This is a genomic window from Aquabacterium olei (assembly GCF_003100395.1).
Lineage (GTDB): Bacteria > Pseudomonadota > Gammaproteobacteria > Burkholderiales > Burkholderiaceae_C > Aquabacterium > Aquabacterium olei.
In genome coordinates, this window is sequence record NZ_CP029210.1 from 261289 (window position 1) to 285798 (window position 24510).

The window sequence follows — 24510 nt, forward strand, 5'->3', positions numbered from 1 at the left end:
AAAAAGGGATCAGGCGGGGAACAGGGCCAGCACCTCGCGCAAGGTGGCGCCCTGGTGGTCAGGTGGGGTGCCCAGGCGCTCCAGCGGTGCGCCCGTGCGGTTGACCCACAGCGTGGTGTAGCCGAACCAGGTCGCGCCGATCGCATCCCAGCCGTTGCTGGACACGAACAGGATATCGCGCGCAGGCAGCTGCAATGCGTCGACACCGATCTGGTAGGCCGCGGGGTCGGTCTTGAAGCGCCGCGTGTCGTGCACGCTGAGCACATGGTCGAGCAGGTCGCTCAGGCCCGCGCTGCGCACGGCGATCGCCAGCATGTCGGGATCACCGTTGGAGAGGATGCCGGTCGGGATGCCGCGGGCCTTCAGGCCCTGCAGCACCTCGCGGTTTTCAGGAAAGGCGGAGAGGTGGCGGTACTGGTTCATCAGCCGCTCCTCGCCTTCCGGGGTGAGGAGGAGGCCCATCGCCTCGGCGCTGAACTGCAGCGCGGCGCGGGTCAGCTCCCAGAACGGCTGGTAGGTGCCGCTCATCGAGACCAGGCGGGTGTACTCGATCTGCTTGTCGCGCCACGCCCGGGCCAGGCGGTCGCCCGCGCCGGGAAACAGCTGTTCGGCCGTCAGCCCGACGCTGTACACGTCGAACAGGGTGCCGTAGGCGTCGAACAGCACGGCACGGGGAGCAGGCCTCTTTTCCATGGCGCCACTTTATTCGATACTTCCGTCTGCATTACCGGCACAAAAATCCAATGATTTGTGACTTTGATGCACAAATCGCCATGCCCCGTGCCCAGAGCAGGGGCAGAGGAGACACGATGGACCGGCTCAAGCAGATCGAAACCTTTGTGGCCGTCGCCACCCGCGGCAGCCTGACCGCCGCCGCCCAGGCCGAGGGCGTGGCCCCGGCCATCATCGGCCGCCGCATGGACGCGCTCGAGGCCCGGTTGGGCGTGAAGCTGCTGGTGCGCACCACGCGCCGCATCAGCCTCACGCACGAAGGCAGCGCGTTCCTGGAAGATTGCCAGAGGCTGATCACCGATTTCAACAATGCCGAGGCCAGCGTGTCGGAAGGCGGCGTGAAGGCCAGCGGCCATCTGCGTATCACGGGGCCGGCCGGCTTCGGTCGCCGCCATGTGGCGCCGCTGGTCCCTGCCTTTCTGGCCGAGCACCCGGACGTCAGCCTGTCGCTCAACCTGTCCGACCGCGTGGTCGACATCGTCAACGAAGGCTTCGACTGTGCCGTGCGCGTGGGCGACCTGCCGGATTCCAGCCTGGTCAGCGTGCGCCTGGCCGACAACCGCCGCCTGTGCGTGGCCACGCCCGCTTACCTGCAGCGCGCCGGCGTGCCATCGCACCCGTCCGAGCTGGCGCGCCATGCCTGCCTCACCCTCAGTTCGGACGCCAGCCAGACCCGGGGATGGGCCTTCGTGATCGACGGCAACGTGAGCCACCTGCGGCCCACAGCCCGGCTCGATTGCAGCGACGGCCAGGTGCTGCACGAATGGTGCCTGCAGGGCCTGGGCATCGCCTGGCGCAGCACCTGGGAGGTGCAGCATGACATCGCGGCCGGCCGCCTGGTCAGCGTGCTCGACGACTTCGCTGCGCCGCCCAACGGCATCTACGCCGTGTTCCCCAGTGCCCGACACCTGCCGCTGCGCGTGCGCCTGTGGATCGACTTCCTCAAGCACAGCTACGGCGACCCGGGCTACTGGGTGCGCGCCGGCCGACACTGACGGCGCCGGCGCGCCCGCTCATCGGAGGGCCCTCGCCCGGGGGCCACCGCCGAGGGGATGGCGCGCCCGTGTGCGGCTGCGGCATCGTGTCGCGCCATGCCGAGATGCTTCTTCTTTCAGATCCTCGTGTGGCTGGCGCTGGTGGGCGTGATGCCGGCTGCGGCCGCAGCCCGGATGCCGCCTGCGCTGGTCGACGCGAACCACGCCGACGCCGTGCGCCTGATGACCGTGCCCGGCATTGGCCCCGGCATGGCGGCCCGGCTGGTCACCGTGCGCCAGCAGGGCCCTTACCGCAACTGGGCCGACCTCGTGCAGCGCGTGGCCGGGCTGGGGGCCGCCCGCGCGCAGGCCCTCTCGGCGGCCGGGCTCACGGTCAACGGCCTGCCGTGGCAGGGGCTGCCCCGTGCAGCGGCGCGCACCGGCGCCCGGCAAAAAGCCGAGTCCCCGCCGCGCGAGGCCGGTCCGCGCGCCCCGCGTGCCGGAAAACGCAACGGGCCCCGCAAGGCCCGTCGAGATGCGGCGCCCAGCGCGCCGCTCATCCGCTTCTGAGCGGCTGCTTACTTGGCTGCGCCCGTTTCCTTGGCGCACTTCTTCATGAAGCTCGCCTTGGCAGCCCCGGCCAGGGCCTTGCCGTTCTTGTCCACGGCCTTGGCCTCGCAAGCGGCGCCGCCGGCGTCCTTCTCGCATTTCTTGATGAAGCTGGTCTTGGCGGCGCCAGCCAGTTTCTTCTCCGCCGCCTTGGCCTCGCAGGCCGGTTCGGCGTGGGCCAGAGCAGACAGCAGGGCAAGCGACACGGTGGCAATCAGGGCACGCATGGTGGCACTCCTAGTGAGGCAGGTTTCTTGATTGAGCAGGTTTGCGGCTGCCACAGTGGCAGCCGGCTCACGATAACGCATCCCGGGGGCTGGGCAGTGCACTGTCGCGGGCCCGCAAACACGGTGGGCGACCTGCATCAAGGGGCAGGCCAGGGCCCCCTGCCTCACATGATGCGCCGCGGGTGGGCCAACGCTTCGTGCGCGGCATGCAGGCGGCGCACCAGCACCCGGATGAAGGCCTCGTCGAACAGGTGGCGGCACGCCGGGCTCAGCTGCAGCATGCTGTCGGGCGTGAACGAGATGGTGGTCGCCGCTTCCGTCACCACCACATCCGTGCTGTGCCGCCGCAGCTCGGGGCTGGGCGCCAGATAGGCCATCTCACCCACCGAGGTGCCCGCGCCCAGCAGCGCCACCCGCTTGCTGTTGCGGTACACCTCCACCGTGCCTTGCGCGATGATGTGGAAGGTGCGCCCCTCCTCGCCGCGCCGGTACAACGCATGCCCGAACGGGAAGCGCTGCCACTTGGCGCGGTGGACCACTTCCCACAGTTCCACATCGCCAAAGCTGCTGAAGAAGTCCAGCGAGCGCAACAGGTTGAAGCGCTCCGAATCCAGTACGCCCTGAATGTGCCCGCGCGGTACCTTGTGCTCGGCAATCAGGCCCGACAGCGCCTGTGCGAACGCATCCCAGTTCGGATAGCGGTCTTGCGGGTCCTTGGCCAGCGCCCTCAGCACCACGTCGTCCACCGCTTTGTCCACCCCGGCACGCAGGCCGGACAGGGCCGTCGGCATGACGTTGTAGATCTGGTTCATCAGCACCGCCTGCGAGCTGGCCTCGAAGGGCGGGCGGCCGGCAATCAGGTGGTACAGCACCGCGCCCAGGCCGTAGATGTCAGCGCGACAGTCGGGCACGGCGCCATCGAGTTGCTCGGGGGCCATGTAGGCCAGCGAGCCGACCTGGTGCACCTGGGTGGATTCGGCCGCGAGGTTCAGCACGCTGCCGAAGTCGCTGATCTTGACGTCGGTGATCAGCCCGGCGGCATTCGTGATCGCCAGGATGTTCGCCGGCTTCACGTCGCGGTGGATCAGCCCCTGCCGATACACGTAGCCCAGCGCCATCGCGCACTTGAAGCCGATTTCGACAATCAACTCCAGCGGCAGCAGCTGGTCGGGGCGGCAGAAGCCTCGCAACGTCGTGCCCGGCACGTACTCCATGACGACATAGGGCGCAACCGGGTCGGCCACCGCGTCAAAGATCTGGACCACATTCGGATGTTGCAGCCGGCCGACCAGGGCCGCTTCGGCGGCAAAGAACCGCGCGTACACCGGGCCATCCACCGCGTCGCCCAGTGCCGTCGAGCGCACCCGCTTGATCGCGACGTCCCGATCATGGAAGTCGTCGCGGCACAGGAAGACCTCGCTGGTCGCGCCTTCGCCCAGCTTGCGGATGACGCGGTACTTGCCAATCGTGCCCGTGTCGAGGTCAATGTCGAGGCCGCCCATGCCTGTGCTGTTCCCGGGCCGTGGGGCCGTGTGGTGTCAATGGCCGCATCTTTCCAGCTTGCGCTGTTTGCCGCCAGTCGAAAAGCCGTGCACTCACTGTGCATTTCTCCTCAGTTTGGCACAGGCGGCGGCGCGCTGCCCCGGCCCCGTAGAATCCGGGCCATGATCCAAGCCAAGCGTGCCCTTCTTTCTGCCCTGGGTGAAGCCCTGCGCCAGGTGGCGCCCGACGCGCCCGCGTCGCTCACCCCCGTCTTCGAGGCCCCCAAGCAGGCCGCCCACGGCGACCTGGCCGTGACCGCCGCCATGCAACTGGCCAAGCCGCTGAAGAAGAACCCGCGTGAGCTTGCTGGTGCCCTGGTGGCGGCGCTCCAGGCCCAGCCGGCCGTGCAGCAGTGGGTGTCGGCCATTGAGATCGCCGGCCCCGGCTTCATCAACCTGCGCCTCAAGCCCGAGGCCAAGCAGGCCGTCGTGGCCGACATCCTGGCAGACGGTGAGCGCTTCGGCTGGCAGCCCGCCACGGGCAAGAAGGTGCTGGTCGAGTTTGTCTCGGCCAACCCCACCGGCCCGCTGCACGTCGGCCACGGCCGCCAGGGTGCGCTGGGTGATGCGCTGTGCAACCTGTTCGAAACACAGGGCCAGCAGGTCACGCGCGAGTTCTATTACAACGACGCCGGGGTGCAGATCAGCACGCTGGCGCTGTCCACCCAGGCGCGCCTGAAGGGCCTCAAGCCGGGTGACGCCGACTGGCCCGAGGCCGCCTACAACGGCGACTACATCGCCGACATCGCCGAAGACTTCAAGGCCAAGAAAACCGTCAAGGCCGACGACCGCGCGTTCACCGCCTCGGGCGACGTCGATGACCTCGACGGCATTCGCCAGTTCGCCGTGGCCTATCTGCGCCACGAGCAGGACCTGGACCTCAAGGCCTTCGACGTCCGCTTCGACAACTACTACCTCGAGTCCAGCCTGTATGCGTCGGGCCGCGTCGAGGCCGCGGTGCAGAAGCTGAAAGACGCCGGCAAGACCTTCGAAGAAGGCGGTGCCCTGTGGCTGCGCTCGACCGACTACGGGGACGACAAGGACCGCGTCATGCGCAAGTCCGACGGCGGCTACACCTACTTCGTCCCCGATGTGGCCTATCACATCGCCAAGTGGGAGCGCGGCTTCGAACAGTGCGTGAACATCCAGGGCTCCGACCACCACGGCACCATCGCCCGCGTGCGCGCAGGTCTCCAGGCCGCAGGCGTCGGCATCCCCCAGGGCTGGCCCGACTACGTGCTGCACAAGATGGTCACCGTGATGAAGAACGGCGAGGAGGTCAAGATCTCCAAGCGCGCCGGCTCCTACGTCACGCTGCGCGACCTCATCGAGTGGACCAGCAAGGACGCCGTCCGCTTCTTCCTGATCAGCCGCAAGGCCGACACGGAGTTCACGTTCGACGTCGATCTGGCGCTGAAGCAGAACGACGAGAACCCCGTCTTCTACGTTCAGTACGCCCATGCCCGCATCCAGTCGGTGCGCCAGCAGTACGCCGACAAGGGCGGTGACCTCGCCGCTGTGCCCCAGGCCGATCTGTCGCGCCTGACCGCCGACACCGAGCTGGCGCTGCTCGGCAAGCTCGCCGAGTTCCCCGAGATGCTGACCGGTGCCGCCAACGGCCTGGCGCCGCACGACGTCGCCTTCTATCTGCGCGATCTGGCCGGCGCCTTCCACAGCTACTACGCTGCGGAGCGCTTCCTGGTGGACGACGTGGAGCTGGGCCGCGCCCGCATCGCGCTGCTGACGGCCACCGCCCAGGTGCTGCGCAGCGGCCTGGCGGTGCTGGGCGTCAGCGCCCCTGACAAGATGTGAAGGAGCGGTCCGTGAAGCAATCTCAACGCGGGGGCTTCTTCCTCGGCATGATCGTGGGCCTGCTGGTCGGGCTGGCGCTGGCACTCGGCGTGGCGCTCTACATCACCAAGGTGCCGCTGCCCTTCATCGACAAGGTGCCCCAGCGCACGCCTGCGCAGGACGCCGCCGAGGTCGAGCACAACAAGAACTGGGATCCCAACAGCCCGCTGTACGGCAAGAACCCGGCCAAGCCGCGCGCCATCCAGCCGGAAGCCAGCGCGCCGGATGCGGCTTCCGCCCCGGCCGAATCCCCGGTGACCGATGCCACCCCGCCGGCAGCCGCCACCGCCGCCTCGGCGGCGGCCAGCAAGGCCAAGGCTGCGGCGCCGAAGGCCGCCAGTGCCCCGGCATCCAGCGCCCGCAACCCGGCGGCCATTCTCTCGGGCGAGCCCGTGTCCACCGCACCGGCCGCCGATGCGTTGAGCTATCAGGTGCAGGCCGGGGCCTATGGCAGCCAGGCCGAGGCCGAGCAGCAGCGCGCCAAACTGGGCATGATGGGCATCGAAGCCCGCATCCAAGAGCGCGAGGTCAATGGTCGCACCATGTTCCGGGTCCGCATCGGCCCGTTTGCCCAGCGTGAGCAGGCCGAAGAGGTCCGTGGCAAGCTGCAGGCTTCGGGTGTCGAATCGGCCCTGGTGCGCATCCAGAAATGAATCCGTCGAACACGGAAAGGATCCCGTTCATGAACCGTCGTGAGTTTTCGCTGCAGACCCTTGGCGCGGCCGGCCTGGCCGGGCTGGGCGCCGCACTGCCGGGCCTGGCCCAGGCGCAGGGGCCGGTCGAAGGCACGAACTACGTGAAGCTGGGCCAGCCCGCCCCGGTGTCGGCGCCGGCCGGCAAGATCGAGGTGGTCGAGTTCTTCTGGTACGGCTGCCCGCACTGCCACCATTTCGAGCCCTACCTCGCCACCTGGGCCGCCAGGCTGCCGTCCGACGTTGCCTTCCGCCGTATCCCGGTCGCTTTCCGCGAAAATCCGTTCGGCGTGCACCAGCGCCTGTACTTTGCGATCGAGGCCCTCGGCCTGATTCCCTCACTGCATGCCAAGGTGTTCAACGCCATGCACGCCGAAGGCCTGAAGCTCGACAAGCCCGAGCTGATCGGTGATTTCGTGGCCAAGCAAGGCGTCGACCGCGCCCGTTTCATGTCGGTGTTCGATTCGTTTGCCGTGCAGACCAAGGCCCGCCAGGCCCGCAGCCTGACGGATGCCTACAAGATCGACGGCGTGCCCGCCATCGGCGTGGCCGGCCAGTACTACACCTCGGTCGGCCTCAACGGCACGCCCGAACGCGCCCTGGCCACCACCGAGTTCCTCATCGCCCGCGCCCGCAAGGGTCGCTGAGGCGCAGCGGGCCCCGCCGGGAGGCGCCGGCCCGCATCCTGTGAAGGCCGGGGACAATGCGCGGAATTCCCGCCGGCCTCGCCGGTTCGCATTGCGTCACGGCTAGAATGAATGCAAAATTCATGCCGATGATGCTGTTGCCCCACCCTGCTTCTCCTCTCGCGGCGCGCGCCGCCCATGCCCTGCTGGCGCTGGCCATTGTGCTCTCCGGCCTGACGCTCGGTGCCGACGCCCAGGCCGAAAAGGCCGACCGCAGCCAGCCGCTGTCGTTCGCGGCCGATGCCGCCCGCGTCGAAGACAACCAGCGTCTGAACATCCTCACGGGCAACGTCGAGCTCACGAAGGGCACCATGGTGCTGCGCTCGGATCGCGTCGAAGTCCGTCAGAACGCCGATGGCACCCAGACCGCCACCGCCACCGGTGGCGCGGGCGGCCGGGCCTTCTTCCGCCAGAAACGCGACGCGCTCGACGAGTTCATCGAAGGCGAGGCCGAGAAGGTCGTCTACGAGGGCCGAACCGACACCGTCCACTTCACGGGCCGCGCCATCATGCGCCGCCTGCGGGGCAACACCGTGGCCGATCAGGTCACCGGCCAGGCGGTCGTCTACGACAACAAGACCTCGGTCTTCCAGGTTCTGGGCAGCCCCACCAACGGTGAGGCCGGCAAGGGCCGCGTGCGCGGGGTGATCTCGCCCCGTCCCGCCGAGGCCGAAGGAGGGCGCTGACGTGAGCACCCTGCTTGAATCGGCTGGCGTGCCGCCTGCTGCGGCGCTGCCTGCCAGCCGCCTGCGCGCCGAGGGCCTGAAGAAGCGGTATGGCGCCCGCACCGTCGTGCACGACGTCCATGTGGCGGTGGGCGCCGGAGAGGTCGTGGGCTTGCTCGGCCCCAATGGCGCCGGCAAGACCACCAGTTTCTACATGATCGTGGGCCTGGTGCGTGCCGACGCCGGGCTGATCGACATCGACGGCCAACGCGTCGAAAAGCTGCCCATCCATCAACGCTCGCGCCTCGGCCTGAGCTACCTCCCACAGGAGGCGTCCATCTTCCGGCAACTCAACGTCGAGGAGAACATCCGCGCCGTGCTCGAGTTGCAGGTCGATGAGCGCGGTCGCCGGCTGAACAAGGCCGCCATCGAGTCCCGGCTCGATGCCTTGCTGAACGACCTCAGCATCGAGAAGCTGCGCACCAGTCCGGCCATGGCGCTGTCCGGAGGCGAGCGTCGCCGTGTCGAGATCGCCCGTGCGCTGGCCACGCAGCCGCGCTTCATCCTGCTCGACGAGCCCTTTGCGGGCGTTGACCCGATCGCCGTCATCGAGATCCAGCGCATCATCGGTTTCCTCAAGGAACGCGGCATTGGCGTGCTCATCACCGACCACAACGTCCGCGAAACCCTGGGCATCTGCGACCGCGCCTACATCATCAGCGAAGGCCGTGTGCTGGCGGAAGGCCGCCCGTCCGAGATCGTCCACAACGCCGAAGTCCGCAAGGTCTACCTCGGCGAGCACTTCCGCATGTAAGCGAACGGGTCCATGAAGCCATCCCTGCAGTTCCGGCTCTCCCAGCATCTGGCGCTCACGCCTCAGCTGCAGCAGTCCATTCGCCTGCTGCAGCTGTCGACGCTGGAGCTGCATCAGGAAGTCGAGCAGATGCTCGAGATGAACCCCTTCCTCGAGCCCGAGGAAGAGTTCCCCGCCGTGGACACGGCCGCCAGTCTCGAATTCGAGCGGCAGCGCAACGAGCGCACGAGCAGCGAAGAAGGCAGCAGCAGCAGCGAAGCGAGCCCGAGCGAAGGGGAGGCCGGCGGCCTCGACACCGTCGAGATCGGTACCACCGAGCGCGACGACTGGGAAAACGGCACCGAACGCGATGATTTCGACGGCATCCGCGAAACCCCCTCGCGCAACAACGACGGCGACGATGACTTCGATCCGCTTGAGCGCAATGCCGTGGCCATCAGCCTGCAGGAGCACCTGCGTCAGCAGCTGCTGGGCACCCGCCTGAATGCGCAGGACATGGCCGCGGTCGAGATCCTGATCGAGTCGCTCAATGAGGACGGTTACCTGGCGGATCCGCTCGACGAAATCGCCGCCAGCCTCCTGCCCGAAGAGGCCGACGAAGACATGCGCGACGAACTGCTGTCGCGCCTGCGTTGCGCTCTGAGCTGGCTGCAGCACATGGACCCGACCGGCGTCGGCGCCTCGTCGCTGTCCGAGTGCCTGGTGCTGCAACTCCGTACCCTGGAAGAAGAGGCCGCGCGCGACCTCGCCATCGTCATCTGCCTGCATCACCTCGAGCTGCTCGCCCGACGCGACACGCGCAAGCTCATGGCGGCCACTGGCGCCGACGAGCACCTGCTGAAGGAAGCCCAGGGCCTGATCGTCGGCCTCGAGCCGAAACCCGGCCGCCGCTTCACGCGCGCCGAGGCCAACATCATCGTGCCCGATGTCATCGTGCAAAAGTCCGGCCGCAACTGGAAGGTCGTGCTCAACCCCGACGTGATGCCCAAGCTGCGCATCAACGACCTCTACGCCCAGGCGCTGCGTTCCACACGGTCGCCACGCGGCACTGCCGCCACCGAGAGTCACACGGCGCTGAGTTCGCGGCTGCAGGAGGCACGCTGGTTCGTCAAGAACATCCAGCAGCGTTTCGACACCATCCTGCGCGTCTCGCAGGCCATCGTCGACCGCCAGAAGAACTTCTTCACCCATGGCGAGATCGCCATGAAGCCGCTGGTGCTGCGCGAGATCGCCGACGAACTCGGTCTGCACGAATCCACCATCTCGCGGGTGACCACGGCCAAGTACATGAACACGCCGTTCGGCACGTTCGAACTCAAGTACTTCTTCGGCTCCTCGCTCAACACCGATGCCGGGGGCAACGCGTCCAGCACCGCGGTGCGCGCCCTCATCAAGCAACTCGTGGCCGCTGAAGATCCGAAGAAGCCGCTGTCCGACAGCCAGCTCTCCAGCATGCTCGAAGAGCAGGGCATCCAGGTTGCGCGTCGCACCGTGGCCAAGTACCGTGAAGCCCTGAAGATCGCACCCGCCAACCTGCGCAAGGCGCTCTGACCTTGCCGCGGCCCACGCGGTCTGGCGGTCACCACGCCACCATGAAGATCGCCTGACGTGCCGTTCGTCTTGCGGAACATCGCCCGGCCTGTGTGCGCCGGGCCGTTCCGCCCCCATAGCCCGAGGTTCTCCATGCCGATCAAGCCCATCCGCCGCCCCGTCGTTTCCAGCACGACCGGCCGCCCCACCGACGACCGGGACGCAGGACGACCCAACGATCTCCCGAGTCACCGCTCCGCCGCCGCGGCGGCCGGAGACCGTCGTGCGGCAGAGCCCTCGCGCCACCGTGCCGCGGGGGGCGGCACCGGGCCTCACGAGCGCCGGCCTGCCGAGCGGGCACCGCAGCAGCGCGCACCCCATGAACGCGGGCTATCTGGCTCCGATCGCAGCCGCCCCGTGCTGGCCGCCGACCGCCCCACCGGCCTCTACCTCAGCTGTGCGGCGGGCGTCGAATCGCTGCTGGCCGCCGAAGCGCACCGCATCCTGGGGCCAGCGCTGACCGTCACCGAGTCCCGTGGCGGCATCGAGATCCAGACGGGCCCCGACGCCCGCACGCCGGCGGCCATCCGTGCCGCTCTGATCGACGCAGCCATGCGACTCAACCTCGAGAGCCGCTTGGCCCAGCGCGTCCTGTGGCGCGTTGCCTCGCGCGTCTACCGCCACGAGGACGACATCTACACGCTCGGCCGCGACGTCAACTGGTCCGACTGGATCACCCCGCAGCACACCTTGCGCGTCGACGTCACCACCCGCCGCAGCACGCTGCGCAGCCTCAACTTTGCCGCCCTGCGCATCAAGGACGCCGTGTGCGATGACCTGCGCGAACGCACCGGCGAGCGACCCAACGTCGACACCCGACACCCCGATCTCAGCCTTGTCCTCTACATGGACGACCTCGAGGCCACGCTCTACGTCGACACCTCTGGGGAAGCCCTCTTCAAGCGCGGCTGGCGGGAAGACACCGGCGAGGCGCCGTTGAAGGAAACGCTTGCCGCCGCCATGCTGGCTGCCGCCGACTGGCAGGGCCGCCCCGAAGACGGGGCCCTGCTCGACCCCTGCTGTGGCGCTGGCACGATTCCCATCGAAGCCGCGCAGATCGCCTGCGACATCGCGCCCGGTCTGCAGCGCCGTTTCGCCTTCGAGCGCCTGCTGCCCTTCCGTGCACACCAGGCCGCGTGGCAGGCATTGCGCCAGGCGGCCCGCGCGCGCCAGCGTGCCCCCCGGGTGCCGATCTTCGCGGGCGATGTGTCCTTCCGCATGACCGACTTCGCCACCCGCAACGCCGAGCGCGCGGGCGTGCGCCACGCCATCGACTTCAAGACCGCCGACGCCCTGCAGCGCCCGGTGCCCTGCGAGCGCGGCGTGCTCATGTTCAACCCGCCCTACGGCGAGCGCATTGACACCAAGGGTTCGGTGCGCGACGCCTACCGCGCCCGTAGTGGCGCCCAGGAAGGCGATGACTTCGATCGCGGCCAGCCTGCCACCAGCCGCGCAGGGCGAGAACAGTTCGAGGGTGATGAAGCTGCGACCTTCTTCCAGCGACTGTCGTCGCACTGGAAGAAGCACTACACGGGCTGGACCGCCTGGATCCTGAGCCCCGACATGAAGCTGCCCGGCGCCATGCGTCTCAAGGAAAGCCGTCGCACCGTCCTGTTCAACGGCCCCATCGAATGCCGGCTCTTCCGCTTCGACCTCGTGGCCGGCAGCATGAAGCGGCCCGCTGCAACCGAACCCTCCGCTGCGGATCCCGCCCAGCCAGGCGACGCAGACCGCTGACCGCACCCGCATCGTCTCGCCTCGGCGGCACGCTACCTTGCGGCCTGCCGAGGACCTTGCCCTCCCCGCCTGGGCTGTTGACCGTTGCTGCCGAGGGGCGCTCCCACCGCCTCGCACATCGAGGTCTGGCGCGGTCTGCTCAGACCTCGTAGCGTGCTGCGATCACACTCAGTGCCGCCAGCGGCGCTGTATCAGCCCGCAAGACCCGCCGACCCAGGCTCACCGACCGCCAACCCGCTCGCAGCGCAGCTTCTTCTTCCGCGTGGGCGAGACCGCCCTCCGGTCCGTTGAGAAACACGAACTGTGTCGTGCTCTCACCGTTGCGCTGCCTTCCACCGCGCGCCTCCTCTGAAGGGGCTGCTCGAAGCACCACCTGGGGCTGCTCGCCCAGCCAGTCGCTCAGCGGCACCGCCTCCCGCAGGCTCAACACCGCCCGATGGCGCACCGGCCTACTCCCAAGGGCCGCACCGTCCGCCTCGGCCTTGAGCCACGCTCCCAGCGTCATCACCGGGTGAATCACCGGCACGACCGAGCGCCCGCACTGCTCGGCCGCCGCCACGGCCACCGCCTGCCAGTGCGCCACCTTCTTCAGGGCCCGGTCTCCGTCCAGCCGCAACACCGAGCGCTCGCACATCAGTGGCTGGATCGCCCGCACGCCCAACTCGGTGGCCTTCTCCACCACGAAGTCCATCCGGTCGTTGGCCGGCATGCCCACGGCCAGCGTCACAGCCACCGGCAGCTCCCGGTCGTTGTCTACCGGCGCCTCCAGCCGCACGCTTACCCGCTTGCGCCCCATCTCCACGACGGCCGCGCGCCACTCCTGCCCCCCGCCGTCAAACAGGTGGACGTCATCCCCGGGCTGCAGGCGCAACACCTGCACATGGCGGGACACCCCCTCCGACAACGTCAGCTCCATCCCCGTCGCCAGTCCCGGCGACGCTTCTATATGAAAGCGCGGCATCACTCACCTCACAACAGCACCCGCGCGGCCGACCTCGCCGTCCACGCCCAGCCGGCATTCTCCCGTAGCGCACAGGGCGTCTGGCGCCCGCTGGCAGCCCTTCGGCGGATGGCTCACAACGCGCATTGCGACTTTTTTGCGACACCCGCTTGCGCACCGATTCAAAGTGATGCCATAATTGCGTTCTTCGCTGATCGCGACACGCAAAAAACGCGACGCAGACAGCGAAAAGTTCTTTAAAAATTAACAGCCGATAAGCGTGGGTGTTTGGATGAAAGAAGCCAAATGCTCACGGAAGACGAAATGAAATTCACTTGTAGTGAAGTTCACTTCAATTCCGAAAGAGTGAGTTTACAGAGATTGAACTGAAGAGTTTGATCCTGGCTCAGATTGAACGCTGGCGGCATGCCTTACACATGCAAGTCGAACGGTAACAGGCCGCAAGGTGCTGACGAGTGGCGAACGGGTGAGTAATGCATCGGAACGTGCCCAGTCGTGGGGGATAACTGCTCGAAAGAGCAGCTAATACCGCATACGACCTGAGGGTGAAAGCGGGGGACCGTAAGGCCTCGCGCGATTGGAGCGGCCGATGTCAGATTAGCTAGTTGGTGGGGTAAAGGCCTACCAAGGCAACGATCTGTAGTTGGTCTGAGAGGACGACCAGCCACACTGGGACTGAGACACGGCCCAGACTCCTACGGGAGGCAGCAGTGGGGAATTTTGGACAATGGGCGCAAGCCTGATCCAGCAATGCCGCGTGCAGGAAGAAGGCCTTCGGGTTGTAAACTGCTTTTGTCAGGGAAGAAATCTTCTGGGCTAATACCCCGGGAGGATGACGGTACCTGAAGAATAAGCACCGGCTAACTACGTGCCAGCAGCCGCGGTAATACGTAGGGTGCGAGCGTTAATCGGAATTACTGGGCGTAAAGCGTGCGCAGGCGGTTATGTAAGACAGATGTGAAATCCCCGGGCTCAACCTGGGAACTGCATTTGTGACTGCATGACTGGAGTGCGGCAGAGGGGGATGGAATTCCGCGTGTAGCAGTGAAATGCGTAGATATGCGGAGGAACACCGATGGCGAAGGCAATCCCCTGGGCCTGCACTGACGCTCATGCACGAAAGCGTGGGGAGCAAACAGGATTAGATACCCTGGTAGTCCACGCCCTAAACGATGTCAACTGGTTGTTGGACGGCTTGCTGTTCAGTAACGAAGCTAACGCGTGAAGTTGACCGCCTGGGGAGTACGGCCGCAAGGTTGAAACTCAAAGGAATTGACGGGGACCCGCACAAGCGGTGGATGATGTGGTTTAATTCGATGCAACGCGAAAAACCTTACCTACCCTTGACATGCCAGGAACTTGCCAGAGATGGCTTGGTGCTCGAAAGAGAACCTGGACACAGGTGCTGCATGGCCGTCGTCAGCTCGTGTCGTGAGATGTTGGGTTAAGTCCCGCAACGAGCGCAACCCTTGTCATTAGTTGCTACGAAAGGGCACTCTAATGAGACTGCCGGTGACAAACCGGAGGAAGGTGGGGATGACGTCAGGTCCTCATGGCCCTTATGGGTAGGGCTACACACGTCATACAATGGCCGGTACAGAGGGCTGCCAACCCGCGAGGGGGAGCCAATCCCAGAAAACCGGTCGTAGTCCGGATCGTAGTCTGCAACTCGACTGCGTGAAGTCGGAATCGCTAGTAATCGCGGATCAGCTTGCCGCGGTGAATACGTTCCCGGGTCTTGTACACACCGCCCGTCACACCATGGGAGCGGGTTCTGCCAGAAGTAGTTAGCCTAACCGCAAGGAGGGCGATTACCACGGCAGGGTTCGTGACTGGGGTGAAGTCGTAACAAGGTAGCCGTATCGGAAGGTGCGGCTGGATCACCTCCTTTCTGGAAAATACTGAAGTCGTCTCGATGTCTACGGATGTCGTGTTCGATGGACGTCATATACAGTGCTGATTGAATTCAAGCACCCACACTTATCGGCTGTTGATTAGAGCGAAGAGTGAAGGCAGTTGGGTCTGTAGCTCAGTCGGTTAGAGCACCGTCTTGATAAGGCGGGGGTCGTTGGTTCGAATCCAACCAGACCCACCAACCTCGTCAAGAAAATGGGGGATTAGCTCAGCTGGGAGAGCACCTGCTTTGCAAGCAGGGGGTCGTCGGTTCGATCCCGTCATCCTCCACCATCATCTCTAGCCTGGTTCACAAACCTGAATGCCTGTCAGCCTGGCGCTGCGCAGGCCTTGAGGTTTGTGGCTCAAGCCACTTCGTTCTTTAACAATTCGTAGAGTCGAAATCAGCGTTGCTGGTGGAAAGTCTGGTCGTTCTTCGTAAAGGGGCGCCAGGCACCGTGCCACCAGCGACAAATTGATTGCGTCACCAGACTTCAATGAAATATTTGAAGATCGGCATAACGCGAAGCCGTGTGTTTTAAACCTGCACACGGCGCTCACAACAGTCCTTGACGACGCTCGAAGCATGGGGCGTCAAAGTTATAGGGTCAAGTGACTAAGTGCATGTGGTGGATGCCTTGGCGATTACAGGCGATGAAGGACGTGATAGCCTGCGAAAAGCTTCGGGGAGCTGGCAAATTAGCTTTGATCCGGAGATATCCGAATGGGGAAACCCACCCGCAAGGGTATCGCATACTGAATACATAGGTATGCGAGGCGAACCGAGTGAACTGAAACATCTAAGTAGCTCGAGGAAAAGACATCAACCGAGATTCCGAAAGTAGTGGCGAGCGAAATCGGAACAGCCTAGTGCTCTTTAGCAGTCGACTTATCAGAACGGAATGGAAAGTCCGGCCATAGTGGGTGATAGCCCCGTATGAGAAAAGTCTTCTGTGGAACTGAGTGCACGATAAGTAGGGCGGGACACGTGAAATCCTGTCTGAAGATGGGGGGACCATCCTCCAAGGCTAAATACTCGTAATCGACCGATAGTGAACAAGTACCGTGAGGGAAAGGCGAAAAGAACCCCGGGAGGGGAGTGAAATAGATCCTGAAACCGCATGCATACAAAAAGTCGGAGCCTGGAAACGGGTGACGGCGTACCTTTTGTATAATGGGTCAGCGACTTACATTCAGTGGCAAGGTTAACCGAATAGGGAAGCCGAAGAGAAATCGAGTCCGAATAGGGCGTCTAGTCGCTGGGTGTAGACCCGAAACCAAGTGATCTATCCATGGCCAGGATGAAGGTGCGGTAACACGCACTGGAGGTCCGAACCGACTAGTGTTGCAAAACTAGCGGATGAGCTGTGGATAGGGGTGAAAGGCTAAACAAACTTGGAAATAGCTGGTTCTCTCCGAAAACTATTTAGGTAGTGCCTCAAGTATTACCATCGGGGGTAGAGCACTGTTATGGCTAGGGGGTCATGGCGACTTACCAAACCATTGCAAACTCCGAATACCGATGAGTACAGCTTGGGAGACAGTGCACCGGGTGCTAACGTCCGGACACAAGAGGGAAACAACCCAGACCGCCAGCTAAGGTCCCTAAAATTGGCTAAGTGGGAAACGAAGTGGGAAGGCTAAAACAGTCAGGATGTTGGCTTAGAAGCAGCCATCATTTAAAGAAAGCGTAATAGCTCACTGATCGAGTCGTCCTGCGCGGAAGATGTAACGGGGCTAAGCCAGTTACCGAAGCTGCGGATTCACAGTTTACTGTGAGTGGTAGGAGAGCGTTCCGTAAGCCTGCGAAGGTGTCTTGTAAAGGATGCTGGAGGTATCGGAAGTGCGAATGCTGACATGAGTAGCGTTAAAGGGGGTGAAAAGCCCCCTCGCCGTAAGCGCAAGGTTTCCTACGCAACGTTCATCGGCGTAGGGTGAGTCGGCCCCTAAGGCGAGGCAGAGATGCGTAGCTGATGGGAAACAGGTCAATATTCCTGTACCGATCTATGGTGCGATGTGGGGACGGAGAAGGTTAGCTCAGCCAACTGTTGGAATAGTTGGTTCAAGCCTGTAGTCATGCCTGGTAGGCAAATCCGCCGGGCTAAGATGAGGGGTGATAACGAGTCTGCTTGCAGACGAAGTGAGTGATACCCTGCTTCCAGGAAAAGCCACTAAGCTTCAGCCATAGACGACCGTACCGCAAACCGACACTGGTGCGCGAGATGAGTATTCTCAGGCGCTTGAGAGAACTCTGGAGAAGGAACTCGGCAAATTGACACCGTAACTTCGGAAGAAGGTGTGCCTTTAGTAGGTGAAGCCCTTTACGGGTGGAGCCCAATGAGGTCGCAGAGAATCGGTGGCTGCAACTGTTTAATAAAAACACAGCACTCTGCAAAGACGAAAGTCGACGTATAGGGTGTGACGCCTGCCCGGTGCTGGAAGATTAATTGATGGGGTGCAAGCTCTTGATCGAAGTCCCAGTAAACGGCGGCCGTAACTATAACGGTCCTAAGGTAGCGAAATTCCTTGTCGGGTAAGTTCCGACCTGCACGAATGGCGTAATGATGGCCACACTGTCTCCTCCAGAGACTCAGCGAAGTTGAAATGTTTGTGATGATGCAATCTCCCCGCGGAAAGACGGAAAGACCCCATGAACCTTTACTGTAGCTTTACATTGGACTTTGAACAGATCTGTGTAGGATAGGTGGGAGGCTTTGAAGCCAGGACGCTAGTTCTGGTGGAGCCGACGTTGAAATACCACCCTGGTGTGTTTGAGGTTCTAACCTTGGCCCGTTATCCGGGTTGGGGACAGTGTATGGTGGGCAGTTTGACTGGGGCGGTCTCCTCCCAAAGTGTAACGGAGGAGTTCGAAGGTACGCTAGGCACGGTCGGAAATCGTGCTGATAGTGCATAGGCATAAGCGTGCTTGACTGCGAGACTGACAAGTCGAGCAGGTACGAAAGTAGGACTAAGTGATCCGGTGGTTCTGTATGGAAGGGCCATCGCTCAACGGATAAAAGGTACTCTGGGGATAACAGGCTGATACCGCCCAAGAGTTCATATCGACGGCGGTGTTTGGCACCTCGATGTCGGCTCATCTCATCCTGGGGCTGTAGCCGGTCCCAAGGGTATGGCTGTTCGCCATTTAAAGAGGTACGTGAGCTGGGTTTAAAACGTCGTGAGACAGTTTGGTCCCTATCTTCCGTGGGCGCTGCAAGATTGAGAGAGCCTGCTCCTAGTACGAGAGGACCGGAGTGGACACACCTCTGGTGTATCGGTTGTCACGCCAGTGGCATTGCCGAGTAGCTAAGTGTGGAAGAGATAACCGCTGAAAGCATCTAAGCGGGAAACTCGTCTCAAGATGAGTCTTGCCGGGGCCTTGAGCCCCCTGAAGGGTCGTTGTAGACCACGACGTTGATAGGCTGGGTGTGGAAGCGCAGTAATGCGTTAAGCTAACCAGTACTAATTGCCCGTGCGGCTTGACCCTATAACTTTGATGACTCCAGCAACACGCTGTCGAAGTCGTCCCTGTTGTGAACACACGTTATGCGATGGATCTTCCCGATCCTCTGGCACAACGCAATCAATTTGAAGCTGATTCAAAAAGACTCTACGAATTGACTGACCAGGCCCACAGCCTCGTGTCAGTGACCGGTTTAAGCCTGATGACCATAGCGAGTTGGTCCCACTCCTTCCCATCCCGAACAGGACAGTGAAACGACTCAGCGCCGATGATAGTGCGGATTCCCGTGTGAAAGTAGGACATCGTCAGGCTACTTACAGTGAAGAAAAGCCCCTGCTTAGGCAGGGGCTTTTGCTTCTCAAGTGAGAGCGCCAGGGGCCCGAGCAGGGTGGCCTGAATGCCCTTGCTTCTCCTGTGAGGCGTCAACAGTGAGCCGACGGCTGCGCAAAAGCAGCTCGACAGCAAGCTGGCAGCAAAATGTTGCTAAGACGCTTGACAAGAAAAGCAAAAGCGTGCGAGAATCTCGCTTCTGCGCTGCTGATGAAGCAGCCAAGTTCTTTAAAAATTAACAGCCGATAAGCGTGGGTGTTTGGATGAAAGAAGCCAAATGCTCACGGAAGACGAAATGAAATTCACTTGTAGTGAAGTTCACTTCAATTCCGAAAGAGTGAGTTTACAGAGATTGAACTGAAGAGTTTGATCCTGGCTCAGATTGAACGCTGGCGGCATGCCTTACACATGCAAGTCGAACGGTAACAGGCCGCAAGGTGCTGACGAGTGGCGAACGGGTGAGTAATGCATCGGAACGTGCCCAGTCGTGGGGGATAACTGCTCGAAAGAGCAGCTAATACCGCATACGACCTGAGGGTGAAAGCGGGGGACCGTAAGGCCCTCGCGCGATTGGAGCGGCCGATGTCAGATTAGCTAGTTGGTGGGGTAAAGGCCTACCAAGGCAACGATCTGTAGTTGGTCTGAGAGGACGACCAGCCACACTGGGACTGAGACACGGCCCAGACTCCTACGGGAGGCAGCAGTGGGGAATTTTGGACAATGGGCGCAAGCCTGATCCAGCAATGCCGCGTGCAGGAAGAAGGCCTTCGGGTTGTAAACTGCTTTTGTCAGGGAAGAAATCTTCTGGGCTAATACCCCGGGAGGATGACGGTACCTGAAGAATAAGCACCGGCTAACTACGTGCCAGCAGCCGCGGTAATACGTAGGGTGCGAGCGTTAATCGGAATTACTGGGCGTAAAGCGTGCGCAGGCGGTTATGTAAGACAGATGTGAAATCCCCGGGCTCAACCTGGGAACTGCATTTGTGACTGCATGACTGGAGTGCGGCAGAGGGGGATGGAATTCCGCGTGTAGCAGTGAAATGCGTAGATATGCGGAGGAACACCGATGGCGAAGGCAATCCCCTGGGCCTGCACTGACGCTCATGCACGAAAGCGTGGGGAGCAAACAGGATTAGATACCCTGGTAGTCCACGCCCTAAACGATGTCAACTGGTTGTTGGACGGCTTGCTGTTCAGTAACGAAGCTAACGCGTGAAGTTGACCGCCTGGGGAGTACGGCCGCAAGGTTGAAACTCAAAGGAATTGACGGGGACCCGCACAAGCGGTGGATGATGTGGTTTAATTCGATGCAACGCGAAAAACCTTACCTACCCTTGACATGCCAGGAACTTGCCAGAGATGGCTTGGTGCTCGAAAGAGAACCTGGACACAGGTGCTGCATGGCCGTCGTCAGCTCGTGTCGTGAGATGTTGGGTTAAGTCCCGCAACGAGCGCAACCCTTGTCATTAGTTGCTACGAAAGGGCACTCTAATGAGACTGCCGGTGACAAACCGGAGGAAGGTGGGGATGACGTCAGGTCCTCATGGCCCTTATGGGTAGGGCTACACACGTCATACAATGGCCGGTACAGAGGGCTGCCAACCCGCGAGGGGGAGCCAATCCCAGAAAACCGGTCGTAGTCCGGATCGTAGTCTGCAACTCGACTGCGTGAAGTCGGAATCGCTAGTAATCGCGGATCAGCTTGCCGCGGTGAATACGTTCCCGGGTCTTGTACACACCGCCCGTCACACCATGGGAGCGGGTTCTGCCAGAAGTAGTTAGCCTAACCGCAAGGAGGGCGATTACCACGGCAGGGTTCGTGACTGGGGTGAAGTCGTAACAAGGTAGCCGTATCGGAAGGTGCGGCTGGATCACCTCCTTTCTGGAAAATACTGAAGTCGTCTCGATGTCTACGGATGTCGTGTTCGATGGACGTCATATACAGTGCTGATTGAATTCAAGCACCCACACTTATCGGCTGTTGATTAGAGCGAAGAGTGAAGGCAGTTGGGTCTGTAGCTCAGTCGGTTAGAGCACCGTCTTGATAAGGCGGGGGTCGTTGGTTCGAATCCAACCAGACCCACCAACCTCGTCAAGAAAATGGGGGATTAGCTCAGCTGGGAGAGCACCTGCTTTGCAAGCAGGGGGTCGTCGGTTCGATCCCGTCATCCTCCACCATCATCTCTAGCCTGGTTCACAAACCTGAATGCCTGTCAGCCTGGCGCTGCGCAGGCCCTTGAGGTTTGTGGCTCAAGCCACTTCGTTCTTTAACAATTCGTAGAGTCGAAATCAGCGTTGCTGGTGGAAAGTCTGGTCGTTCTTCGTAAAGGGGCGCCAGGCACCGTGCCACCAGCGACAAATTGATTGCGTCACCAGACTTCAATGAAATATTTGAAGATCGGCATAACGCGAAGCCGTGTGTTTTAAACCTGCACACGGCGCTCACAACAGTCCTTGACGACGCTCGAAGCATGGGGCGTCAAAGTTATAGGGTCAAGTGACTAAGTGCATGTGGTGGATGCCTTGGCGATTACAGGCGATGAAGGACGTGATAGCCTGCGAAAAGCTTCGGGGAGCTGGCAAATTAGCTTTGATCCGGAGATATCCGAATGGGGAAACCCACCCGCAAGGGTATCGCATACTGAATACATAGGTATGCGAGGCGAACCGAGTGAACTGAAACATCTAAGTAGCTCGAGGAAAAGACATCAACCGAGATTCCGAAAGTAGTGGCGAGCGAAATCGGAACAGCCTAGTGCTCTTTAGCAGTCGACTTATCAGAACGGAATGGAAAGTCCGGCCATAGTGGGTGATAGCCCCGTATGAGAAAAGTCTTCTGTGGAACTGAGTGCACGATAAGTAGGGCGGGACACGTGAAATCCTGTCTGAAGATGGGGGGACCATCCTCCAAGGCTAAATACTCGTAATCGACCGATAGTGAACAAGTACCGTGAGGGAAAGGCGAAAAGAACCCCGGGAGGGGAGTGAAATAGATCCTGAAACCGCATGCATACAAAAAGTCGGAGCCTGGAAACGGGTGACGGCGTACCTTTTGTATAATGGGTCAGCGACTTACATTCAGTGGCAAGGTTAACCGAATAGGGAAGCCGAAGAGAAATCGAGTCCGAATAGGGCGTCTAGTCGCTGGGTGTAGACCCGAAACCAAGTGATCTATCCATGGCCAGGATGAAGGTGCGGTAACACGCACTGGAGGTCCGAACCGACTAGTGTTGCAAAACTAGCGGATGAGCTGTGGATAGGGGTGAAAGGCTAAACAAACTTGGAAATAGCTGGTTCTCTCCGAAAACTATTTAGGTAGTGCCTCAAGTATTACCATCGGGGGTAGAGCACTGTTATGGCTAGGGGGTCATGGCGACTTACCAAACCATTGCAAACTCCGAATACCGATGAGTACAGCTTGGGAGACAGTGCACCGGGTGCTAACGTCCGGACACAAGAGGGAAACAACCCAGACCGCCAGCTAAGGTCCCTAAAATTGGCTAAGTGGGAAACGAAGTGGGAAGGCTAAAACAGTCAGGATGTTGGCTTAGAAGCAGCCATCATTTAAAGAAAGCGTAATAGCTCACTGATCGAGTCGTCCTGCGCGGAAGATGTAACGGGGCTAAGCCAGTTACCGAAGCTGCGGATTCACAGTTTACTGTGAGTGGTAGGAGAGCGTTCCGTAAGCCTGCGAAGGTGTCTTGTAAAGGATGCTGGAGGTATCGGAAGTGCGAATGCTGACATGAGTAGCGTTAAAGGGGGTGAAAAGCCCCCTCGCCGTAAGCGCAAGGTTTCCTACGCAACGTTCATCGGCGTAGGGTGAGTCGGCCCCCTAAGGCGAGGCAGAGATGCGTAGCTGATGGGAAACAGGTCAATATTCCTGTACCGATCTATGGTGCGATGTGGGGACGGAGAAGGTTAGCTCAGCCAACTGTTGGAATAGTTGGTTCAAGCCTGTAGTCATGCCTGGTAGGCAAATCCGCCGGGCTAAGATGAGGGGTGATAACGAGTCTGCTTGCAGACGAAGTGAGTGATACCCTGCTTCCAGGAAAAGCCACTAAGCTTCAGCCATAGACGACCGTACCGCAAACCGACACTGGTGCGCGAGATGAGTATTCTCAGGCGCTTGAGAGAACTCTGGAGAAGGAACTCGGCAAATTGACACCGTAACTTCGGAAGAAGGTGTGCCTTTAGTAGGTGAAGCCCTTTACGGGTGGAGCCCAATGAGGTCGCAGAGAATCGGTGGCTGCAACTGTTTAATAAAAACACAGCACTCTGCAAAGACGAAAGTCGACGTATAGGGTGTGACGCCTGCCCGGTGCTGGAAGATTAATTGATGGGGTGCAAGCTCTTGATCGAAGTCCCAGTAAACGGCGGCCGTAACTATAACGGTCCTAAGGTAGCGAAATTCCTTGTCGGGTAAGTTCCGACCTGCACGAATGGCGTAATGATGGCCACACTGTCTCCTCCAGAGACTCAGCGAAGTTGAAATGTTTGTGATGATGCAATCTCCCCGCGGAAAGACGGAAAGACCCCATGAACCTTTACTGTAGCTTTACATTGGACTTTGAACAGATCTGTGTAGGATAGGTGGGAGGCTTTGAAGCCAGGACGCTAGTTCTGGTGGAGCCGACGTTGAAATACCACCCTGGTGTGTTTGAGGTTCTAACCTTGGCCCGTTATCCGGGTTGGGGACAGTGTATGGTGGGCAGTTTGACTGGGGCGGTCTCCTCCCAAAGTGTAACGGAGGAGTTCGAAGGTACGCTAGGCACGGTCGGAAATCGTGCTGATAGTGCATAGGCATAAGCGTGCTTGACTGCGAGACTGACAAGTCGAGCAGGTACGAAAGTAGGACTAAGTGATCCGGTGGTTCTGTATGGAAGGGCCATCGCTCAACGGATAAAAGGTACTCTGGGGATAACAGGCTGATACCGCCCAAGAGTTCATATCGACGGCGGTGTTTGGCACCTCGATGTCGGCTCATCTCATCCTGGGGCTGTAGCCGGTCCCAAGGGTATGGCTGTTCGCCATTTAAAGAGGTACGTGAGCTGGGTTTAAAACGTCGTGAGACAGTTTGGTCCCTATCTTCCGTGGGCGCTGCAAGATTGAGAGAGCCTGCTCCTAGTACGAGAGGACCGGAGTGGACACACCTCTGGTGTATCGGTTGTCACGCCAGTGGCATTGCCGAGTAGCTAAGTGTGGAAGAGATAACCGCTGAAAGCATCTAAGCGGGAAACTCGTCTCAAGATGAGTCTTGCCGGGGGCCTTGAGCCCCCTGAAGGGTCGTTGTAGACCACGACGTTGATAGGCTGGGTGTGGAAGCGCAGTAATGCGTTAAGCTAACCAGTACTAATTGCCCGTGCGGCTTGACCCTATAACTTTGATGACTCCAGCAACACGCTGTCGAAGTCGTCCCTGTTGTGAACACACGTTATGCGATGGATCTTCCCGATCCTCTGGCACAACGCAATCAATTTGAAGCTGATTCAAAAAGACTCTACGAATTGACTGACCAGGGCCCACAGCCTCGTGTCAGTGACCGGTTTAAGCCTGATGACCATAGCGAGTTGGTCCCACTCCTTCCCATCCCGAACAGGACAGTGAAACGACTCAGCGCCGATGATAGTGCGGATTCCCGTGTGAAAGTAGGACATCGTCAGGCTACTTACAGTGAAGAAAAGCCCCTGCTTAGGCAGGGGCTTTTGCTTCTCAAGTGAGAGCGCCAGGGGCCCGAGCAGGGTGG

Annotated in this window: 13 protein-coding genes, 4 tRNA genes and 6 rRNA genes; 19 read left to right on the top strand and 4 right to left on the bottom strand. The window is 61.3% G+C overall.

Annotation, left to right across the window (positions count from 1 at the left end; all coding sequences use genetic code 11):
- Positions 1-9: 9 nt before the first annotated feature.
- Positions 10-693 carry a haloacid dehalogenase type II gene (locus DEH84_RS01135; RefSeq protein WP_109033986.1) on the bottom strand — a complete coding sequence of 228 codons (684 nt, stop codon included), beginning with the start codon at positions 691-693 and terminating at the stop codon, positions 10-12.
- Positions 694-809: 116 nt separating this feature from the next.
- Here DEH84_RS01135 and DEH84_RS01140 point away from each other — a divergent pair, with 116 nt between their 5' ends.
- Positions 810-1727 carry a LysR family transcriptional regulator gene (locus DEH84_RS01140; RefSeq protein WP_109033988.1) on the top strand — a complete coding sequence of 306 codons (918 nt, stop codon included), beginning with the start codon at positions 810-812 and terminating at the stop codon, positions 1725-1727.
- A gap of 96 nt (positions 1728-1823) precedes the next feature.
- Positions 1824-2276: a ComEA family DNA-binding protein gene (locus tag DEH84_RS01145; RefSeq protein WP_159098799.1), complete on the top strand. Its 453-nt coding sequence runs from the start codon at positions 1824-1826 to the stop codon at positions 2274-2276.
- A gap of 8 nt (positions 2277-2284) precedes the next feature.
- Here the strand turns inward: DEH84_RS01145 and DEH84_RS01150 are convergent, their stop codons facing one another.
- Both DEH84_RS01150 and DEH84_RS01155 read right to left on the bottom strand, forming a co-directional pair.
- On the bottom strand, positions 2285-2542 hold the full coding sequence (locus DEH84_RS01150; protein WP_109033992.1) for a hypothetical protein: 258 nt from the start codon (positions 2540-2542) through the stop codon (positions 2285-2287).
- A gap of 164 nt (positions 2543-2706) precedes the next feature.
- The gene (locus DEH84_RS01155) at positions 2707-4044 is read right to left on the bottom strand and encodes a protein kinase domain-containing protein (protein WP_109033994.1); all 1338 of its coding nucleotides are present in this window, start codon (positions 4042-4044) and stop codon (positions 2707-2709) included.
- Between the two features lie 162 nt (positions 4045-4206).
- Here DEH84_RS01155 and argS point away from each other — a divergent pair, with 162 nt between their 5' ends.
- From argS to DEH84_RS01190, 7 genes are all read left to right on the top strand, one after another.
- Positions 4207-5895: an arginine--tRNA ligase gene (argS, locus tag DEH84_RS01160; RefSeq protein WP_109033995.1), complete on the top strand. Its 1689-nt coding sequence runs from the start codon at positions 4207-4209 to the stop codon at positions 5893-5895.
- Between the two features lie 11 nt (positions 5896-5906).
- Complete coding sequence (locus tag DEH84_RS01165) at positions 5907-6587, top strand: SPOR domain-containing protein (RefSeq protein WP_109033997.1); 681 nt, start codon at positions 5907-5909, stop codon at positions 6585-6587.
- A gap of 29 nt (positions 6588-6616) precedes the next feature.
- On the top strand, positions 6617-7273 hold the full coding sequence (locus tag DEH84_RS01170) for a thiol:disulfide interchange protein DsbA/DsbL (RefSeq protein WP_109034000.1): 657 nt from the start codon (positions 6617-6619) through the stop codon (positions 7271-7273).
- Between the two features lie 122 nt (positions 7274-7395).
- The gene (lptA, locus tag DEH84_RS01175) at positions 7396-7998 is read left to right on the top strand and encodes a lipopolysaccharide transport periplasmic protein LptA (protein ID WP_109034002.1); all 603 of its coding nucleotides are present in this window, start codon (positions 7396-7398) and stop codon (positions 7996-7998) included.
- Between the two features lies 1 nt (position 7999).
- Complete coding sequence (gene lptB / locus DEH84_RS01180) at positions 8000-8791, top strand: LPS export ABC transporter ATP-binding protein (protein ID WP_425428980.1); 792 nt, start codon at positions 8000-8002, stop codon at positions 8789-8791.
- A gap of 12 nt (positions 8792-8803) precedes the next feature.
- Positions 8804-10342, top strand: a complete 1539-nt coding sequence (locus DEH84_RS01185; protein WP_109034004.1) for an RNA polymerase factor sigma-54 — start codon at positions 8804-8806, stop codon at positions 10340-10342.
- Between the two features lie 132 nt (positions 10343-10474).
- Positions 10475-12118 carry a THUMP domain-containing class I SAM-dependent RNA methyltransferase gene (locus DEH84_RS01190; protein WP_109034006.1) on the top strand — a complete coding sequence of 548 codons (1644 nt, stop codon included), beginning with the start codon at positions 10475-10477 and terminating at the stop codon, positions 12116-12118.
- A gap of 139 nt (positions 12119-12257) precedes the next feature.
- Here the strand turns inward: DEH84_RS01190 and DEH84_RS01195 are convergent, their stop codons facing one another.
- Positions 12258-13034 carry a 16S rRNA (uracil(1498)-N(3))-methyltransferase gene (locus DEH84_RS01195; protein ID WP_245932647.1) on the bottom strand — a complete coding sequence of 259 codons (777 nt, stop codon included), beginning with the start codon at positions 13032-13034 and terminating at the stop codon, positions 12258-12260.
- Positions 13035-13441: 407 nt separating this feature from the next.
- On the opposite strand from DEH84_RS01195, the gene DEH84_RS01200 reads away from it, so the two are divergent.
- The 10 genes from DEH84_RS01200 to rrf (DEH84_RS01245) all read left to right on the top strand — a co-directional run bounded on the left by DEH84_RS01200 (position 13442) and on the right by rrf (DEH84_RS01245) (position 24429).
- Positions 13442-14970: ribosomal RNA gene (locus tag DEH84_RS01200) — 16S ribosomal RNA — on the top strand.
- 127 nt (positions 14971-15097) lie between these two features.
- A tRNA-Ile gene (locus DEH84_RS01205) sits at positions 15098-15174 on the top strand.
- Between the two features lie 16 nt (positions 15175-15190).
- A tRNA-Ala gene (locus DEH84_RS01210) sits at positions 15191-15266 on the top strand.
- 312 nt (positions 15267-15578) lie between these two features.
- Positions 15579-18459 (top strand): 23S ribosomal RNA (locus DEH84_RS01215).
- 174 nt (positions 18460-18633) lie between these two features.
- Positions 18634-18746, top strand: a 5S ribosomal RNA gene (gene rrf, locus DEH84_RS01220).
- A 373-nt stretch (positions 18747-19119) separates the two neighbouring features.
- Positions 19120-20649 (top strand): 16S ribosomal RNA (locus DEH84_RS01225).
- Between the two features lie 127 nt (positions 20650-20776).
- Positions 20777-20853, top strand: a tRNA-Ile gene (locus tag DEH84_RS01230).
- A gap of 16 nt (positions 20854-20869) precedes the next feature.
- Positions 20870-20945, top strand: a tRNA-Ala gene (locus DEH84_RS01235).
- Between the two features lie 313 nt (positions 20946-21258).
- A 23S ribosomal RNA gene (locus DEH84_RS01240) occupies positions 21259-24141 on the top strand.
- Positions 24142-24316: 175 nt separating this feature from the next.
- A 5S ribosomal RNA gene (rrf, locus tag DEH84_RS01245) occupies positions 24317-24429 on the top strand.
- Together the 16S, 23S and 5S rRNA genes with 4 tRNA genes alongside form the textbook arrangement of a ribosomal RNA operon.
- Positions 24430-24510: the final 81 nt, after the last annotated feature.

Bases quoted from the DNA above. Each gene is read 5' to 3' on its own strand.
- DEH84_RS01135 (WP_109033986.1), bottom strand. From the start codon at position 693: ATGGAAAAGAGGCCTGCTCCCCGTGCCGTGCTGTTCGACGCCTACGGC.
- DEH84_RS01140 (WP_109033988.1), top strand. From the start codon at position 810: ATGGACCGGCTCAAGCAGATCGAAACCTTTGTGGCCGTCGCCACCCGC.
- DEH84_RS01145 (WP_159098799.1), top strand. From the start codon at position 1,824: ATGCCGAGATGCTTCTTCTTTCAGATCCTCGTGTGGCTGGCGCTGGTG.
- DEH84_RS01150 (WP_109033992.1), bottom strand. From the start codon at position 2,542: ATGCGTGCCCTGATTGCCACCGTGTCGCTTGCCCTGCTGTCTGCTCTG.
- DEH84_RS01155 (WP_109033994.1), bottom strand. From the start codon at position 4,044: ATGGGCGGCCTCGACATTGACCTCGACACGGGCACGATTGGCAAGTAC.
- argS (WP_109033995.1), top strand. From the start codon at position 4,207: ATGATCCAAGCCAAGCGTGCCCTTCTTTCTGCCCTGGGTGAAGCCCTG.
- DEH84_RS01170 (WP_109034000.1), top strand. From the start codon at position 6,617: ATGAACCGTCGTGAGTTTTCGCTGCAGACCCTTGGCGCGGCCGGCCTG.
- lptA (WP_109034002.1), top strand. From the start codon at position 7,396: ATGCCGATGATGCTGTTGCCCCACCCTGCTTCTCCTCTCGCGGCGCGC.
- DEH84_RS01185 (WP_109034004.1), top strand. From the start codon at position 8,804: ATGAAGCCATCCCTGCAGTTCCGGCTCTCCCAGCATCTGGCGCTCACG.
- DEH84_RS01190 (WP_109034006.1), top strand. From the start codon at position 10,475: ATGCCGATCAAGCCCATCCGCCGCCCCGTCGTTTCCAGCACGACCGGC.
- DEH84_RS01195 (WP_245932647.1), bottom strand. From the start codon at position 13,034: ATGGAGCTGACGTTGTCGGAGGGGGTGTCCCGCCATGTGCAGGTGTTG.